The 15,460-nt window shown below is 72.2% G+C and carries 9 protein-coding genes; 6 read left to right on the top strand and 3 right to left on the bottom strand.

Annotation, left to right across the window (positions count from 1 at the left end; genetic code table 11):
• Positions 1 to 105 precede the first annotated feature (105 nt).
• From QMO76_RS30145 to QMO76_RS30130, 4 genes are all read left to right on the top strand, one after another.
• Positions 106 to 588, top strand: coding sequence for a universal stress protein (locus tag QMO76_RS30145; RefSeq protein ID WP_306364733.1), 483 nt, complete (start codon positions 106 to 108; stop codon positions 586 to 588).
• Between the two features lie 138 nt (positions 589 to 726).
• On the top strand, positions 727 to 1,815 hold the full coding sequence (locus QMO76_RS30140) for an isochorismate synthase MenF (protein ID WP_306364732.1): 1,089 nt from the start codon (positions 727 to 729) through the stop codon (positions 1,813 to 1,815).
• 179 nt (positions 1,816 to 1,994) lie between these two features.
• Positions 1,995 to 2,165, top strand: a complete 171-nt coding sequence (locus QMO76_RS30135; protein ID WP_081592797.1) for a DUF2613 domain-containing protein — start codon at positions 1,995 to 1,997, stop codon at positions 2,163 to 2,165.
• Positions 2,166 to 2,253: 88 nt separating this feature from the next.
• The gene (locus tag QMO76_RS30130; protein ID WP_372342119.1) at positions 2,254 to 6,867 is read left to right on the top strand and encodes an alpha-(1->3)-arabinofuranosyltransferase family protein; all 4,614 of its coding nucleotides are present in this window, start codon (positions 2,254 to 2,256) and stop codon (positions 6,865 to 6,867) included.
• Between the two features lie 69 nt (positions 6,868 to 6,936).
• Here the strand turns inward: QMO76_RS30130 and QMO76_RS30125 are convergent, their stop codons facing one another.
• Complete coding sequence (locus QMO76_RS30125) at positions 6,937 to 7,995, bottom strand: acyltransferase family protein (protein WP_372342122.1); 1,059 nt, start codon at positions 7,993 to 7,995, stop codon at positions 6,937 to 6,939.
• Between the two features lie 711 nt (positions 7,996 to 8,706).
• Here QMO76_RS30125 and QMO76_RS30120 point away from each other — a divergent pair.
• The gene (locus tag QMO76_RS30120) at positions 8,707 to 9,864 is read left to right on the top strand and encodes a DUF3068 domain-containing protein (protein WP_306364731.1); all 1,158 of its coding nucleotides are present in this window, start codon (positions 8,707 to 8,709) and stop codon (positions 9,862 to 9,864) included.
• 162 nt (positions 9,865 to 10,026) lie between these two features.
• Here QMO76_RS30120 and QMO76_RS30115 read toward each other — a convergent pair whose 3' ends face one another.
• Entirely contained in the window at positions 10,027 to 11,223 is a 1,197-nt protein-coding gene (locus QMO76_RS30115) for a polysaccharide biosynthesis protein (RefSeq protein WP_306364730.1), read from the bottom strand.
• A 436-nt stretch (positions 11,224 to 11,659) separates the two neighbouring features.
• Between QMO76_RS30115 and QMO76_RS30110 the strand changes: the two genes are divergently transcribed.
• The gene (locus QMO76_RS30110) at positions 11,660 to 13,666 is read left to right on the top strand and encodes a hypothetical protein (protein ID WP_372342121.1); all 2,007 of its coding nucleotides are present in this window, start codon (positions 11,660 to 11,662) and stop codon (positions 13,664 to 13,666) included.
• Between the two features lie 474 nt (positions 13,667 to 14,140).
• Here QMO76_RS30110 and QMO76_RS30105 read toward each other — a convergent pair whose 3' ends face one another.
• Positions 14,141 to 15,316 carry a glycosyltransferase family 4 protein gene (locus QMO76_RS30105; RefSeq protein WP_306364771.1) on the bottom strand — a complete coding sequence of 392 codons (1,176 nt, stop codon included), beginning with the start codon at positions 15,314 to 15,316 and terminating at the stop codon, positions 14,141 to 14,143.
• Between the last annotated feature and the right edge of the window lie 144 nt (positions 15,317 to 15,460).

Raw genomic sequence — 15,460 nt, 5'->3', positions numbered from 1 at the left:
AGAACGACGCGAGACGGTGTCGCCCACCACCGTCCTTGCGGGTGAACGGGCGCGGCGCGGGGTACCCTCGGAACCGGGACCAACACTCCTACCAGGAGGTTCGTCATGCCGTGCGACCTGATGCTGATTGCCTACGACGGATCCGAGAATGCCCGCCGGGCCGTCGAATACGCGGGCCGCTTCCTCACCGCTAACCGCGCCGTCGTGCTCACCGCATGGGAGCCCATGGTGCGCCAGGCCGCACGACTGTCCGGCATCTCCGGCGTCATGCAGCCGGAGTGGGTGACCGACGAGGAGATCGAGGACGTCGCCTACACCGACGCCAAGAACATCAATGCCGAGGGCGCGAAACTGGCCGGACTGGCCGGACTCAATGCCGAGGCGCGGACCGTGGAGTGCACCACCACCATCTGGAACGCCATCGTGGACGTGGCCGACGACCTGGACGTGGACATCATCGTGGCGGGCACGCGCGGCGCCACCGGCATCCGGGCGCTGCTGCACTCCAGCGTGGCCGACGCCGTGCTCAAACACTGCCACCGGCCGGTCCTGCTGGTGCCGCCCGGCCGGGACCCGGAGGGTCACTGATCCCGCGCCGCGGGGCCGCCGCCCGCATCCGTCGCCGCGGTGCGGTGAACCGCCCCCGCCAGGGCAATCGGGGCACGCTGTAACCTTCGTCGCTCCACCGCCGCGGGACGGCGGGGCCGGACTATGGTCGGAGAGATCATGGACGGATTCCTGCTCGCGACGCCCGCGGCGGTCCTGCGGACCGCCGGTGTGCGCGCCGCCCTCGATACGGTCGAGGGGGCGGCGACGGCACTGCGGGACGGGGCGGAGCTGGTGGTCGGCGCGCTCGCCTTCGATCCGCGGCGACCGGCCGCGCTGGCGGTGCCGGAGCGCTCCGCGCACACCGCCGGGCCGTGGCGTCCCGCCGCCCTGCCGGACCTGCCGCCGGTCCGGGTGGTCACCGAGATGCCCAGTGCGGCAGAACATGTGGCGCGGGTGACCAAACTGGTCGAGCAGCTCGCCGATCCGGGACAGCCGCTGCGCAAGGTGGTGGCGGCGCGCTCGCTCATCGCGGCGGCGGAGTCGCCACTGGAACCGGAAGTCATTGCGGCGCATCTTATTACACGGCACCCGAATGCCAACGTATTCGCCGTCGACCTGGGTCCGGCCGGGCGTGGCGGGGAAAAGCTCATCGGCGCCACCCCCGAAGTGCTGGTCGCCCGGCACGGCCGCACGGTCACGCTGCGCCCCCTCGCCGGGACGCTGCCGCGGCGGCCCGACCCGGCCGACGATGCCGCCCAGGCGCGGGAACTACTGGCGAGCACCAAGAACCGCGACGAACACGCGTTCGTGATCGAGTGGATTCGCGAGCGGCTCGCCCCCCTCTGCGCCGAACTCACCATCCCCGACGGGCCGGAGATCATCGGCACCGCCGAGGTCTGGCATCTCGCCACCCCGATCGCCGGGCGGCTGCGCGACGCGGATGTCACGGCCCTCGATCTCGCCGTTCTGCTGCATCCCACCCCCGCCGTCTGCGGCACCCCGACCGACCTCGCACTCGACGCGATCACCGAGACCGAGGAGGATCGCGGCTTCTACGGCGGCGCGGTCGGCTGGTGCGACGCCCGCGGCGACGGCGAGTGGGTGGTCGCCATCCGCTGCGCCGAACTGTCCGCCGACGGCCGGGCGCTGCGCGCGTTCGGCGGCGGCGGGATCGTCGCCGCCTCCGACCCGCGCGCCGAACTCGACGAGACCAGCGCGAAGCTGCGCACCTTCCTGGGCGGGTTGCGCTGCGAACTTCCCACGTAGCACCGACCGGTCCGGCGCGATTCCGCCGATCAGCGCTGTGAGCTGGGACTCATCCGGAAGCGACGGCGCGCGGAGCCGCCCACAACCGGGCTACCGGTACGTACATGTCTGCCTTCCCGCCATCGACCTGCTAGGTTGGCTCTCCAGTTACGCATGCGTCGATGTATGGGAGTACCGCGATGAAGTTTGCCGTCCCTGGTGTAGCGAGCGCTGCCGGTGGAGCCCTGCTCGGACTGGTCGCCGTGCTGCTGGTGACGATGGCGGCGAGCCAGAACTCGCGCCCGGACATCGACCGCAGCGGAGACGCCTCGAGCTCGCTGCTCAACAACGTCGAGTACGGCGCACGCTGAACTGACCTCCGCTGATTCCGCCGCGACCGGTCTATCCGACCGGTCGTCGGCCACCGCACCGCTGGGCCGTCGCTGGCTGATCGGCACGGTGTTCGCCGCCTTCCTGCTGACCTTTCTGCAGGCCCCCGGCCGGACCGTCGCCGACACCAAATACGACCTGGCCCAGAACCCGCTCGGCTTCCTCTCCCGCGCCGCCCACCTGTGGAGTTCCCAAGCGCCCATGGGACAGGTGCAGAACCAGGCGTACGGGTATTTCTTTCCGCACGGGGCCTTCTTCTCGCTCGGGCACTGGCTCGGCCTGCCCGCCTGGGTCACCCAGCGCATCTGGTGGGCATTGCTGCTGCTCGCCGGTTTCTGGGGCATAGTCCGCCTGTGCGAAGCCCTCGGCATCGGCAGCCGCGGCTCCCGCGTCATCGCCGCCACCGCCTTCGCCCTCTCCCCCCGCGTGCTGACCACCCTCGGCTCGATCTCATCGGAAACGCTGCCGATGATGCTCGCCCCCTGGGTGCTGCTGGCCCCCGCCGCCCTTGGCACTGCGCTGGCCCGCGGCCGCACAGCAACGGCCGGGCAGCCCGCGCCGGGGGAGCGGGACGGGCGAACGCCCGACGGGAACCCGCGACGAGGTGCACCGTCCGCCCCGTGGCGGGGCGCGACCACCCCCGCCGCCAGCGCGTTCGCCTTGGCCCTCATGGGCTCGGTCAATGCCGTCGCCACCGCGGCCGCCTTCCTGCCCGCCGCCCTGTGGTGGGCCTCCTGCAAACCCAACCCGCTGTGGTGGCGCTTCACCCGCGCCTGGATTCCGCTGCTGGTCCTCGCCACCTTCTGGTGGGCCGTCCCGCTGCTGCTGCTCGGCCGGGTGAGCCCGCCGTTCCTGGACTACATCGAATCCGCCGGGGTGACCACCCAGTGGGCCTCGCTGGCCGAGGTGCTGCGCGGCACCGACAGTTGGACGCCGTTCGTCTCCCCGGAGCGCATCGCCGGTGCGGTGCTGGTGACCCAGCCCGCCGCCGTCCTCGCCACCGGCATGATCGCCGCCGCGGGCATGGCCGGACTCGCCCTGCGTTCCATGCCCGGTCGCGGCCGCTTCGTCCTGATCCTGTGCGTGGGCCTGGTCGGCATCTGCGCCGGATACGCGGGGCAGCTGGGCGGCCCGTTCGCCGAACAGGTGCGACTCTTCCTGGACTCCGGCGGCGCACCGCTGCGCAATGTGCACAAGCTGGAACCGCTCATCCGCATCCCGCTGGTGGTCGGCCTTGCGCACCTGCTGAGCCGGGTGCCGCTGCCCGCGTCGGTACCGATGCCGGTGTGGCGCAAAGCCTTCGCCCACCCCGAACGTGACCGCATGGTGGCGGTGACGGCGCTGGTCCTCGCCGCCCTCGCCCTGTCCACGTCGCTGGCGTGGACCGGGAAGCTGGCCCCGCGCGGCGCCTACGACGAGGTGCCGGGCTACTGGAAGCAGACGGCGGAATGGTTGGCGCACAACGCTTCCGAAACCCGCGCGCTGGTGGTGCCCGGCGCCCCGTTCGGCAGTCAGGTGTGGGGCCTGACCCGCGACGAACCGCTGCAAGCCCTGGCGAGCACCCCGTGGGCGGTCCGGGACGCGGTGCCGCTCAATCCCCCCGGAGCCATCCGCGCCATGGATTCGGTGCAGCGCCTCATCGCCGACGGGCGGCCGTCGGCCGGACTCGCGCCCACCCTGGCCGAACAGGGCATCGGCGTGCTGGTGCTGCGCAACGACCTCGACCCTGAGACCTCGCGCTCGACCCAGCCCATGCTGGCGCACCGGGCGATCGAGGGCTCGCCGGGGCTGACCAAGGTGGCGGAGTTCGGCGATCCCGTGGACACCAACGGGAAGGACGACGGCCTGGTCGCCGACGGAGACCTGCGCCCGAGCTATCCGGCCGTCGAGATCTATCGCGTGCAGCAGCGGCAGGTGGGCACGCCCGCCGAGATACACAGCGGGACGGGTGCACCGGAATCCTTCCCGGGCGCGTACGCGGTGCCGTTGGACAGCGTCCCCGTGGTGCAGGGCGGTCCGGAGGTGCTGGAGCGGCTGGCCCGCGATCCCGCCGTACCCGCCGGTCCGACGCTGCTGGCCGCCGATGCGGAGCGGGCCGGACTGCCCATCGAGGCGGTCACCGTCACCGATACGCCCATGGCCAGGGAGACCGATTTCGGGCGGGTCGACAACCACAGCTCGGCGGTACGCGCGGACGGTGATCCGCGCCGGACCTACAACCTCGTGCCCGACTATCCGGTGCCCGGTGCGCAGTTGGTGCGCGGACAGTGGTCGGGGGCCACGATCACTGCCTCCAGCGCGGCGGGCGATGCCACCCAGCTCGGCGGCGCCGCGCCCGGCAGTTCCACCGCCGCGGCCGTCGACGGCGATCCGGCCACCGGGTGGCTGAGCAATGGCACCCAGCCCGCCATCGGCCAGTGGCTGCGACTCGACCTGGACGAGCCGATCGACGCGGGCGCGTTGCGGGTGACCACCAGCCGGGCCGCCATCGGCTCGCCGGTGAAGTGGCTGGAGGTGGCGACGGCGCGGGGAACCGTGTCCGCGCGGGTCGCCGAACCTGGTACGCCGGTGAACATCTCGCTGCCGCCGGGACGGACACAATGGGTCAAGATCACGGCCCGGCAGACCCAGAACGGCTCGGGCGGCGGCCAGTTCGGCATCAGCGAACTCACCCTCGACGACTACAGCCGACGTGACGATCCCGTGCGAGTGGACATCCAGCACCGCGTCGTGCTGCCGCCCACGCCGGTCGGCGCACGGATCGACGGCTGGCGACTCGGCCAGGAATTCCCCGGCCGCAGCGCCTGTTTCGACACACCGGACCGGATTCGATGCAGCAAGGCGCTCGCACTGGCCGCCGAGGAGCCCGGGGTGTTCGAGCGCCTGCTCTCGGTGCCCGAACCGCTGGCCGTAGCACCCGAACTGATGGTCCGTACCCGACCCGGCCCCGCGCTGGAGCGGCTGCTCTCCGATCCGAACCGGCCCATCGCCCGGGGGCGCGCCGATGTGGCCGATCCGCGCGGCGCGGCCGTGGCAGCCACCGACGGCGATCCCCGCACCAGTTGGGTCGCGCCGGAGACGACGGTGCGGAACATCCTGGGGCCCAAGCCGACCCTGGTCATCGAACTGTCCGAGCCGACCCTCGTGACCGGCCTGGACCTCACGCCCTCGCCGGGGGAACTGCCCGCCCACCCGACCTCGGTATCGGTGAATCTCGGTGACGGGCCGCAGATTCGGGAGGTGGATGCCGACTCCGGTGTCACCTCCCGTGTCGACCTGCACCCACACGTCACCGACCGCGTCGAACTCAGCATCCACACCTGGGACACGGTGCTCGACCGCACCGCACTGGGTTTCGCGCAGGAACAGCCGCCCGGCCTGGCGGAGGTCGCCGTCCTCGGGCCCGACTACCCGGCCGCCGGAGACCCGGGCACACCGATCACCGTGGACTGCGCCGACGGGCCGACCATCGCGGTGGCCGGACGTACCCTGCACACCTCGGTCACCGGCACGATCGACGAATTGCGTTCCGGCGCACCACTGCCCGCCCGCCTGTGCACACCGGAGGAGGTGACCGCCGCAGCACCCGACCTGACCGTCGACGACGACTGGGACCGCAATGGCGGCGACCTGGTCGGTCTGCCCGCCGGACAGGTCGATGTGACCGTCGCGCCGACGGAACTCTTCACAGTCGACGAACTGCGCCTGCACCGCGCCGCGCTGGGCGGCTCGTTCACACCGGCGACAACGGAGACTGCCCCTCAGCCGGCGGCGGACCCGGCGCGCACCTTTGACGACGGCGCGCGGCCCGCCGAGGAGCGTGCACCGCAACCGACGAACAACGCCGCGCCACAACCCACGGACAACACTGCGCCACAACAGGGACCGGACGGCGGTGCGACGATCGCACCCAGTGCGCCCCCCAGCGCCTTCGCCGCCCCCGTCGGCGTCCGCGCCGCTCCCGACACACGGCTGTTGGTACTTCCGCTCAGCACCAATGTGGGCTGGGAGGCGCACACCGCCGACGGCACCGCGCTGGAACCGGTGGTGATCGACGGGTGGCAGCAAGCATGGCTGATCCCCGCGGATTCCGAGGGCCCCGTCACCGTTTCCTTCCCCGCCGACCGCTGGTATCGGCTCGCGATCTTCGGCGGGCTGGTTCTGCTGGTGCCGCTCGCGGTGCTCGCGCTCCGGGGCTCACTCTCGCGCCGCGTGCGCGCGCTTCGAAATCCCGGCACCGGCACGGCCGAACCGCACGCGGATGACGCGGACGAGCCGCACTCAGACGCTACGGCCGAGCCACACACGGGTGCGGCGGCCGAGCCGCACTCGGAGACGGATGCCCGAGCGATCACCACACACCCGGCCGCGCCCCGCACCTGGCGGAGCCGGACCGTGGGCGCGCTGGGGATCACGGCTGCCGCCGGGCTGATCTCCGGACCGGTTGGAATCGCGCTGGGCGCAACGGCCCTCATTGCCGACCAGCTGCGCCCACGTCACTGGGACCGCATCCTCGTCGCCCTGGCGGCGGGCGGCACCGCCGTCTCCGCCGCCGCCCTCTCCACCGGACCGTGGCGCTCCCCCGAGGACTACATGGGCGGCTCCCTCTGGACCCAGTTCCCCGCCCTGGTCGCCGTCATCGCCGTCGCCGTCGCCGCGCTCCCCCCGCGCTCTCCCAGCTGAACAAGCGATCAGGGGGAATTGCTGGCGGCATAACCCGAGAGGCTCCCGCCACCAGTTCCCCCTCGGTGTTCAGCCGAAGCGGCGCGCCCAGCGGCGGACGGGGTCTTCGATGAGGGCGTAGCTGGCGGCGGCCAGGGGGAGGGTGAGGGCGACGGTGAGGAGGAGGACCTGGGGGAAGTCGCCGTTGAAGGGGACGATGCCGAAAACCGGGAAGACGATGGAGAGCACGGCCAGGTGCCAGAGGAAGACCCCGTAGGACCAGCGGCCGAGCAGGGCCGCGGTGCGGCTCTCCAGCCAGCGGTGGCGGATGTCGGGGCGCAGCACCAGCGGAGCGAGCAGGGTGAAGCCGATGATCGCGCCGAAGGCCATCTTCATGACGTACTGCCAGGGCGCTCCGCGGGTGAGTCCGGGCAGCCCGCCCAGATCACTGGCCGAGAGCAGCAGCGCCGCCGCCGCGACCGTCCACAGGATCCACGGGTTGCCGGCGAGGCGGCGCAGGCGCGGCACCGCCAGGTCGGAGAGTTCGGCCAGCAGCATGCCCGCGGCGAACCACGGCAGGTAGCCGGGCAGCCAGTTGTCGGAGTTGATCGCGTCCGGGGTCGGCACCGGGATGAGATTCCAGGTCAGACACAGCGTTCCGAACACCAGCAGCACCGGCACCCGCCAGCGGGCCCGCTCCCCGCGCAGCCACGCCACTGCGACGGCCAGCAGCGGCAGCAGCAGATAGAACGCCATCTCCACCGACAGACTCCACATCTGGGTGAGTCCGTCGGTCAGGGTGAGCGGCACGAACACCTGCACCAGGCCGAGATTCGCCAACCACACCCGGAATCCGGCGGTGCTCGCCGCGGTCGGCAGCAGGATCAGCACCGCACAGACCACCGCCCAGTACGCGGGCAGGATGCGGGCCGCACGATGCAGCAGGTACCGCCGCGCGGTGGGCGCGGTGCCGAGTCCGCGCGCCGCGGCGGCGTGGGGCCGCCAGAGCAGGAATCCCGACAGCGCGAAGAACACAGCCACGGCCATGTCGAACCGCTCCAGCACACGCCCCGCCATTGGCAAACTGGTCGCCCCGGTTTGGAATGCCACGTGGGTGACGACCACACCGAGCGCCGCCATCCCGCGCATGCCCTCCAAGGCGGGCAGGAATCCGGACCGCCGCCGCGCGACGGCGGCGGAGGCCGCACCGGGTTCGCTGGCCCCGTTCGCGGCGCGGTCGGCCGCACTCCCCTCGATTCCACTCGGCGCGGCGGACTGCGGCGTGCCCCCAGCGGCTCCGCTCCCCGCGGATCTCGCCGCTGGGACAGCTTCGCGGCGGGCCGGGGATGTCCGCGCCCGGTGTGCCGTGTCCGGCTCGGCTGCGGCCGCGCGCTCGTCGATACCACGGTGCGCAGGCGTGCTCGCGGCCGCGGGCTGCGCGGAGTCGCCGCGTCGCGGTGCCATAGCGAAAGCAGATGATGTCGCGGGCGTCGGGTCGGTGTCGGCCGCGTCGGTCGCGGCGGTGGAATCGCCTCGCCGCGGCGCCGCGGTGTCGGCGGCCGCGCCGACGGGTGCGGAATTCGACTCGATTGCACCCTCCACCTCGGCGGATTCGGCTTCTTCACCGACCGGTCGGGGGGGTTCGGAGGACGGGTGCAGGGTCGTGGTCATCGCGATCCAGTGTGCCTTGTCTGGCCTGATGTGAGCACTCCGTGTTTGACTTGGGGCCGTTTCGCGGGGATTTCCGGCCTCGGCGCAGCGTAAGGGCAGACCGGACTGTTAGTGTCGGGGCTCACGCGTGCTGCGCGGCGACCGCAGTACCGCGCCGGAACGACCTGTTCGACGACGAGGAGAACCTGCATGGCACTGAGTGCCGGTACCAGAAGGACAGTAGCCTGCCTACTCGTGGGGTTGGGCGCGATGCTGCTCGTCGCCGCGGTGATGATCCCCACCTATACGGTCAATCAGCTCGCCAAGACGCCGCTCGACCTGGAGATCACCACTGTCGCGACCAATGGACCCGAGAATACCGGTGAGGTCCTCGACGCCAAGTCGCTGACCTCCCCCGAGGGCGCGGCGAAGGTCGACACCAACGTGCCGCTGTTCTCGCAGCGCTTCCTGACCATCGAGGAGCCGGTCAGCGCGGAGATCCTGACCATCCAAGCCGGTCAGACCCTGCGCCGCACCGACAAGCAGGGCGACACCGGCCTGCTGACGGCGTCCATCGACCGCGTCACCGTGGACCGCAAGACCGGTATGCCGGTCGACGAGGTCGAGGGCGGCCCGAACGGCGCGATCGGCGCGACCGTGGACAAGAACGGTCAGACCGTGATGGACCCGGTCCAGCACACCGGTCTGCAGTACCGCTTCCCGATCGGCACCGAGAAGAAGACGTACCCGTACTTCGACGTCAACGCGCGGCAGACCTACGACATCGAGTTCGTCGAGGAGACGGAGATCAACAACACGAAGGTCTACCACTTCTCGCAGACGATCCCGCCCGTCGACCTCTCCACCGTCGTCAACTCGCCGACCAACAAGCTGAGCCTGCCGGCCGCCAAGTGGGGCCTGGAGGGTGAGGAACCGGTCACCATGACCCGCTGGTACACCAACACCCGCGACGTGTGGGTGGAGCCGGATACCGGCACCGTCATCAAGGGCGGCGAGAAGATCTACCAGTACTACGCGCGCAGTGCCGACAACCCCGAGGTCACCGTGCTCAAGGGCGACCTGGTCTTCGACGAGAACACCATCGAGTCGCAGATCGCGGTCGCCAAGGAGAACACCGACAAGCTGGCGCTCTACGGCCGGGTCATGCCGATCATCTTCGGCGTCCTGGGCGCCATCGCCCTGATCGCGGGTCTGGTGCTGGGCCTGCTCGGCGGCGGCAAGGATCCGGTGCGCCGCGGCGCGGCCCGCTCGGGTTCCGGTCCGCGACCGGGTTCCGGTGACGCGTACTCCGACGCACCGACGCAGCAGATCGATATCGGCAAGATCGACACCGAGAAGAAGCCCTGATCTCGGACTGATCCCGAACCGGCGGCTCCCCACCTGCGACGGTGAGGAGCCGCCGTCGTTTTGTGCCGATATCCGAACGCGGGCACCGCGACCGACCGCGGCTGCCCAACGTAATCGCGCGACGCGACCGCGGCTGCCCAGCGTACGGAAGGACGCGAATCGTCAGGCGGGATCCGAGACCGGGTGCGTGCGGCGGGTCGCGCCGAGTGCGACAGCAGCGATGACGGCGGTGGTGATCGCCGCCGTAGTGGTCGCGATGGTGATGAGCCCGAGCACGGAGTGGGCGAGGGTGAGCATGGCCGCCACCCCGGCGGCCAAGCCCAGCCAGGTGAGGGCGGCGGGCGCGGTGCGATCGGCCGCGATGGCGGAGAGCAGGGCGGCCTGCAATACCGCCAGCAGCGCGCCGTCGAGCGCGAACAGCCACAGCAGGCCCTGCACCGGGGCGTAGTCCTGGCCCGCGAAGAGCGGGGCCAGTGGGGCGGCCACCGCCGCCCCCGCCACCGCGAGGATCCCGATGGCCGACAGCACCGCGAGTGCCGAACGCACCGTCTGCGCCGAATGCTGCGGCTGCGCCATCCGGGGATACAGCACCACGCCCACCGCCTGCGGCAGCCAGAACGCGATCTTGGTAGCCACCGCACCCAGCGCATACCTACCGGCATCGTCGGTCTCCAGCACGATGCGGGACACGATCAGGTCAGCCGACGACAGCGCCATGAGCGCGGCCTGCAACTGCGCCGCCCGCAGCACCGCCACCACCCCCGCCTCCTGTCCGGCCGTCCCCGCGGACACGCTGTCGGCTGCCGGTCGCGACCGGATCCCCTCCCGCGACGAATCACCGTCGCCGGTACCGGCGACGAGGCGGGCCGAGCCGGCCGCGACGGCGATACCGGCCGCTGCCGCCCACAGCGCGGCGGCGGTGCCACCGCCCATCGCGAGCACGATGATCGCGGGCGTCACCCGGGCGACACCCGCGCCGCCGAGTACGGTGGCCAGCTCGCGGAAGCGCCGCTGCCCCTGCAGAATCCCCTGTTCACCGGAGAGCAGGACCAGCACCGGCGCGGCGCCGAGCGCGGCGGCGGACGCGCCGACACCGACCTTCAGCACCGCGCTCACCACGGGCACCAGCACCACCGCCACACCGGCCACCAGGGCCGCGCAGCGCCACGCCAGCCCGCGCGCGGCACCGATCCCCGCCCCCCGCACCACCTCCCGCGCCACCACGTTCTGCAGGGCCAGCGCCGGAACCGCACACAGCAGCTGCACAGCCAGCAGACTCGCGAACGGGCTGTACCCCGACACCCCCAGCCACCGGCTGGCCAGCAGTTGCAGCAGATAGCCCGCGACATTCGCGGTCATGGCCCCGACCGTCACCAACGTCAGATCCGCGACAACAGGCAGACGGCGTACAGCGGACACAACGGCAATGCTCCCACCCGCATCCCCCCACCCCGGCCCCACCCCGCCCGAAATCGGCGAATGCACCCCCGCCCGACCCGGGCCACCACCGCACCGCCGACCCGATACCACCCGCCGATGTCCCGCCCGCTCGCCGTGGGGGTCGGCCCCACCATGACACAGGCCGGACAGCGAATGCGGTGCGCCGCACACGGTGAGCACGGGCGCAGCGAGGCCGTACACAGGTCGGCGACCGGCCGAACAACGCGTACGGACGCGGCCGTACCCGCGTGGACGGTGGGTCGGACAAGCGGGCGGTCCGGGCGCACACGCGCGCGTCGGCGGTGGGTCGGTTCGACGGAGCGTGAATGAACGTAGGGTGCTGGGCGTGAATGCGGTGGTGGACCGGGAGCGGTGGTGGCGGTGGGTGGCCGCGGGGTACAGCCTGGTGCTGGCGCTGGTGGTGGTCGGGCCGCTGTTGGGGTCGGGGTATCTGTTGCTGCGGGACGCGGTGAGCACGCCGCGCTCCTATCTGACGGACGCGGCCCTGGGTGTGGGGGACGCCGCGCCACGGGCGGTGCCGCAGGACGCGGCGGTCGCGGTGCTGTCGGCGGCGCTCGACGGCGGGGTGGTGGTCAAGGGGATTCTGGTGGGGGCGCTGTGGCTGGCGGGGTGGGGTGCGGCGGTGCTGGCGCGGGAGCTGTTGGGGGTGCCGCCGGGGGCGCGGTTGGTGGCGGCGACCGTCGCCGTGTGGAATCCGTATGTCGCGGAACGACTTCTGCAGGGGCACTGGAGTCTGCTGACCGGATACGCGGCGCTGCCGTGGATCGCGGTGCTGGCGCAGCGGATTCGCGCCGCGGAGCCGTCCGGCCGGAGGGAGCGGGTGCGGAGCTGGGCGCTGCTCGGCGGCGGTCTGGCGGCGGCCGGGTTGACTCCGACGGGGTCGCTGCTCGCCGGCGCGACGGCGCTCCTGCTGGTGGGACAGCGCAATCTCCTCGGGGCGGCGGGTCTGTGGGCGGTCACGGCGGCACCGTGGCTCACCGCGACCGCGCTGTCGGGTGCGGGAGCGGAGCCGTCGGACCCGGCCGGGGTCGCGGCCTTCGCGGCGCGGGCGGAACCGGGGTTGGGGACGCTCGGCAGTCTGGCCGGGCTGGGCGGCATCTGGAACAGCACGGCGGTACCCGACTCACGCACCACGTATTTCGCCGTCATCGGCACCCTGCTGCTGTTGACCATCGTCGCCCTCGGCGTGCGGGCGGTCGCGACCGGCGCGCGCGATACCCGGCGGGTCCGCCGCATCCTCTTGGTACTGGGGGTATCCGCCATCGTGCTGCCCGCGCTGGCGGCGACCGGCTGGGGTCTGTCGCTCGGCGAAGCCATGATCGAACACATTCCGGGCGCCGGGCTGCTGCGCGACACCCAGAAATACGTCGCACTCGCGATGCCCGCCTTCGCCCTCTGCGCCGCCGCCGGCTGCCATGCCGCCGCCGGCCTGCTGTTCCGCGACCGCCGCACCATCGTGGTGGTTGCGAGCGCCGCCACCGCACCACGCGCCGCGACCGTCGATACGGCGGTCCAGGACGGTGATGGCAAGCCCGACAGCGTCTTCGAGGACGCAACCGGCTCGGCGAACGCACCTGCCCCCACCGGTGGTCCCGGGACGCATGCGCCTGCCAGCGGCCGAACCGCGAACGCACCCGGTGACAGCGCCCCGGCGAAGCTGTCTGCCGAAGCCACCGCACCCGATGACCGCCGGTCTCGAACCGGCGCTGTCGCAGTGCTTTTCATCGCTCTCCTGATCGCCGCCCTGCCCGACCTCGCCTGGGGTGTCGGTGGTGAGCTGCGGCCGGTCCGCTATCCCCCGGCCTGGCGGGAGGTCGCCGCGCTGGTGGACGCGCCGGGCGATGTGGCGGTGCTGCCGGGCGGTATGTTCCGCAAGTTCCGCTACTCCGGCTCCGCGCCGGTGCTGGATCCCGCGCCGCGCATGCTGCGCCGCGACGTCCTGCAAACCGGCGAGCTACCGGTCCGCGGCGCGACGGTGGCGGGTGAGGGCGCCCGCGCCCGCGAGGTGGAACGACTGCTGCTGCACGGCGGGTCCGCGGCCGACCTGGCGCGGTCGGGCGTGGGCTGGGTGCTCGTCGAAGGCGGCACCCCCGGCCCGCTGGGCACATCGACAACCACACTGGCCCAGCTGGAACCGGTGCACTACACCCCGGCCCTCCAGCTCTACCGCGTCCCCGGCCCGATCGCAGACCACGACGCTTCCCCCACCACCCGCCGCATCTCCGCAACCGCCCACCTGGTCTGGGCGGCCCTGCTCGCCACGGGAGCCCTGGCAGCACTCGTCCCCCGCCGCGTTCACCACCCTCCCCCACGCCCGGCCGGGCCGCCGGTCGACCCCTGAGAACCCGACCGGGCTCCCGATCGCCCCTGAGAACCCGACCGAGCCGCCGGTCCACCCTGAGAACCCGACCGAGCCGCCGGTCACACTCGGGAATCCCGGTGAGCCGTCGGTCGGCCGATGCGAACCCGGCGGTCGGCCCCGTGCTCCTCGGACGTCCCATCGGCTTCCACACGCCCGCAAGCATGTTCGCGATTCGTTCCGAGCAGTGCTCGCACGGGGCGGTGAGAACGTGCCGTACGGGACGACGCCTCGGCCGGACCACAACCGCCGACGGCCGGACGCCAACCGCTGCGACGGCCGGACGACGACCCCGCTGTCCCTGCGGCCGGACGGCAACCCTTCTGTCCCTGCGGCCGGACGGCTACCCCGCTGTCCTGGCCGCCGGACGGCAGCCCCGCTGTCCTGGCCGCCGGGCGACATCCCCCTGCCCCGGCGGCCGGGCGACATCCCCCTGCCCCGGCCGCCGGGCGACGGCTACACCTCGGCGGTCGCCGCCGTCACCAGCCCCGATACCCGCTCTCCGCGGGCGACGGCCGCGAGTACTTCGTACACCCCGTTCCCCGTCTGCTCCCAGGAGAATTCGCGGGCGCGGGCACGGGCTTTCTCGCCGAGGACGATGCGGGTCTCGGGTTCGGTGAGCAGTTCGCCCACCGCCGCGGCGAGTTGGGCCTGGTCGTCGACCAGCAGGCCGGTGACGCCGTCGACGATGGAGTCGGTGAGACCGCGCGAGCTGCGGTAGCCGATGGTGGGGACGCCGTGTTGGGCGGCTTCGATGACCGCCAGGCCCCACCCTTCCTTGCGGGAGGGGAGCACGTGCACCCAGGCGCGGGCGAGCAGGTGGTGTTTGCGTTCCTCGTCCACGTGCCCGTGGAAGGTGACCGCGTCGGCGATGCCGAGTTCATCGGCGTGCGCGCGCAGGTTGTCGGCCCACCAGCCGTCGCCGATGACATCGAGGTGCAGGTCGGGAATGCGGGGGCGCAGCGCCGCGATGGCGGCGAGGGCGTCCTCGATCTGCTTGTGCGGCACCAGGCGGGAGAGCACCACGATGCTCGGATGCGCTGTGCGGGTGGCGTCGGAGCCGGGCGTGACACGTGCGGGGACCGGTTCGGCACCGTTGCGCACCACCGCCACCCGGGCCGGTTCGACGCCGAGCAGCGACAGTTCCTCCGCCGAGGGCAGTGAGACCGTCAGGTACTGGTTGCGCCGGTGCACGCGCGGCGAGAGCCGGGATTCGATCCACCAGCCGATCCGCCCGACCAGGCGACCCGCCACCGGCCACTGTTCGCGGTGCCCGTGATGCACCAGCACCACGGTCGGCGCGGCACTCGCGGCCCGCGCGAAGAAGGGGATGCCGTTCTGGGTGTCGATCACCGCGTCCGGGCGTACGTGCTTGAGCGGTCCGATCCCGAGCCGTCCCAGGGCGATGGCCGCCAGCGCTCGCGGGTAGACGGTGTAGCGTCCGCCGGCCCGGCTGATCTCGATGCCGTCGATCCGTTCCCGCCGGGCGGCCCCGGGATATCCGGCGGTGCGCAGCGTGACCTTCACACCCCGCGCGGCCAGATGCGCCCCGACCTGTTCCAGATACCGCTCGCTGCCCCCGCCCTGCGGGTGCCCGGTGTCCCGCCAACACAGCAGCAACACTTCACGCACGGGCTTCTCCAGGTCGTTCTCATGGATGCGGGCAGACAACGGGCTCCACCATAACCGCCCACCTCGATTTCCGGGCCCTCAGTGGTCAGCTGACCAGCCCAGAGCCGGGAAATCGCCGCCGTCCGCGCCCGGGTGGGCGCCTTC

It is taken from the genome of Nocardia sp. CC227C, from assembly GCF_030767025.1.
GTDB lineage: Bacteria > Actinomycetota > Actinomycetes > Mycobacteriales > Mycobacteriaceae > Nocardia.
Note: the sequence above shows the minus strand (reverse complement) of the source record. Positions and strands in the feature narration are given on the sequence as shown.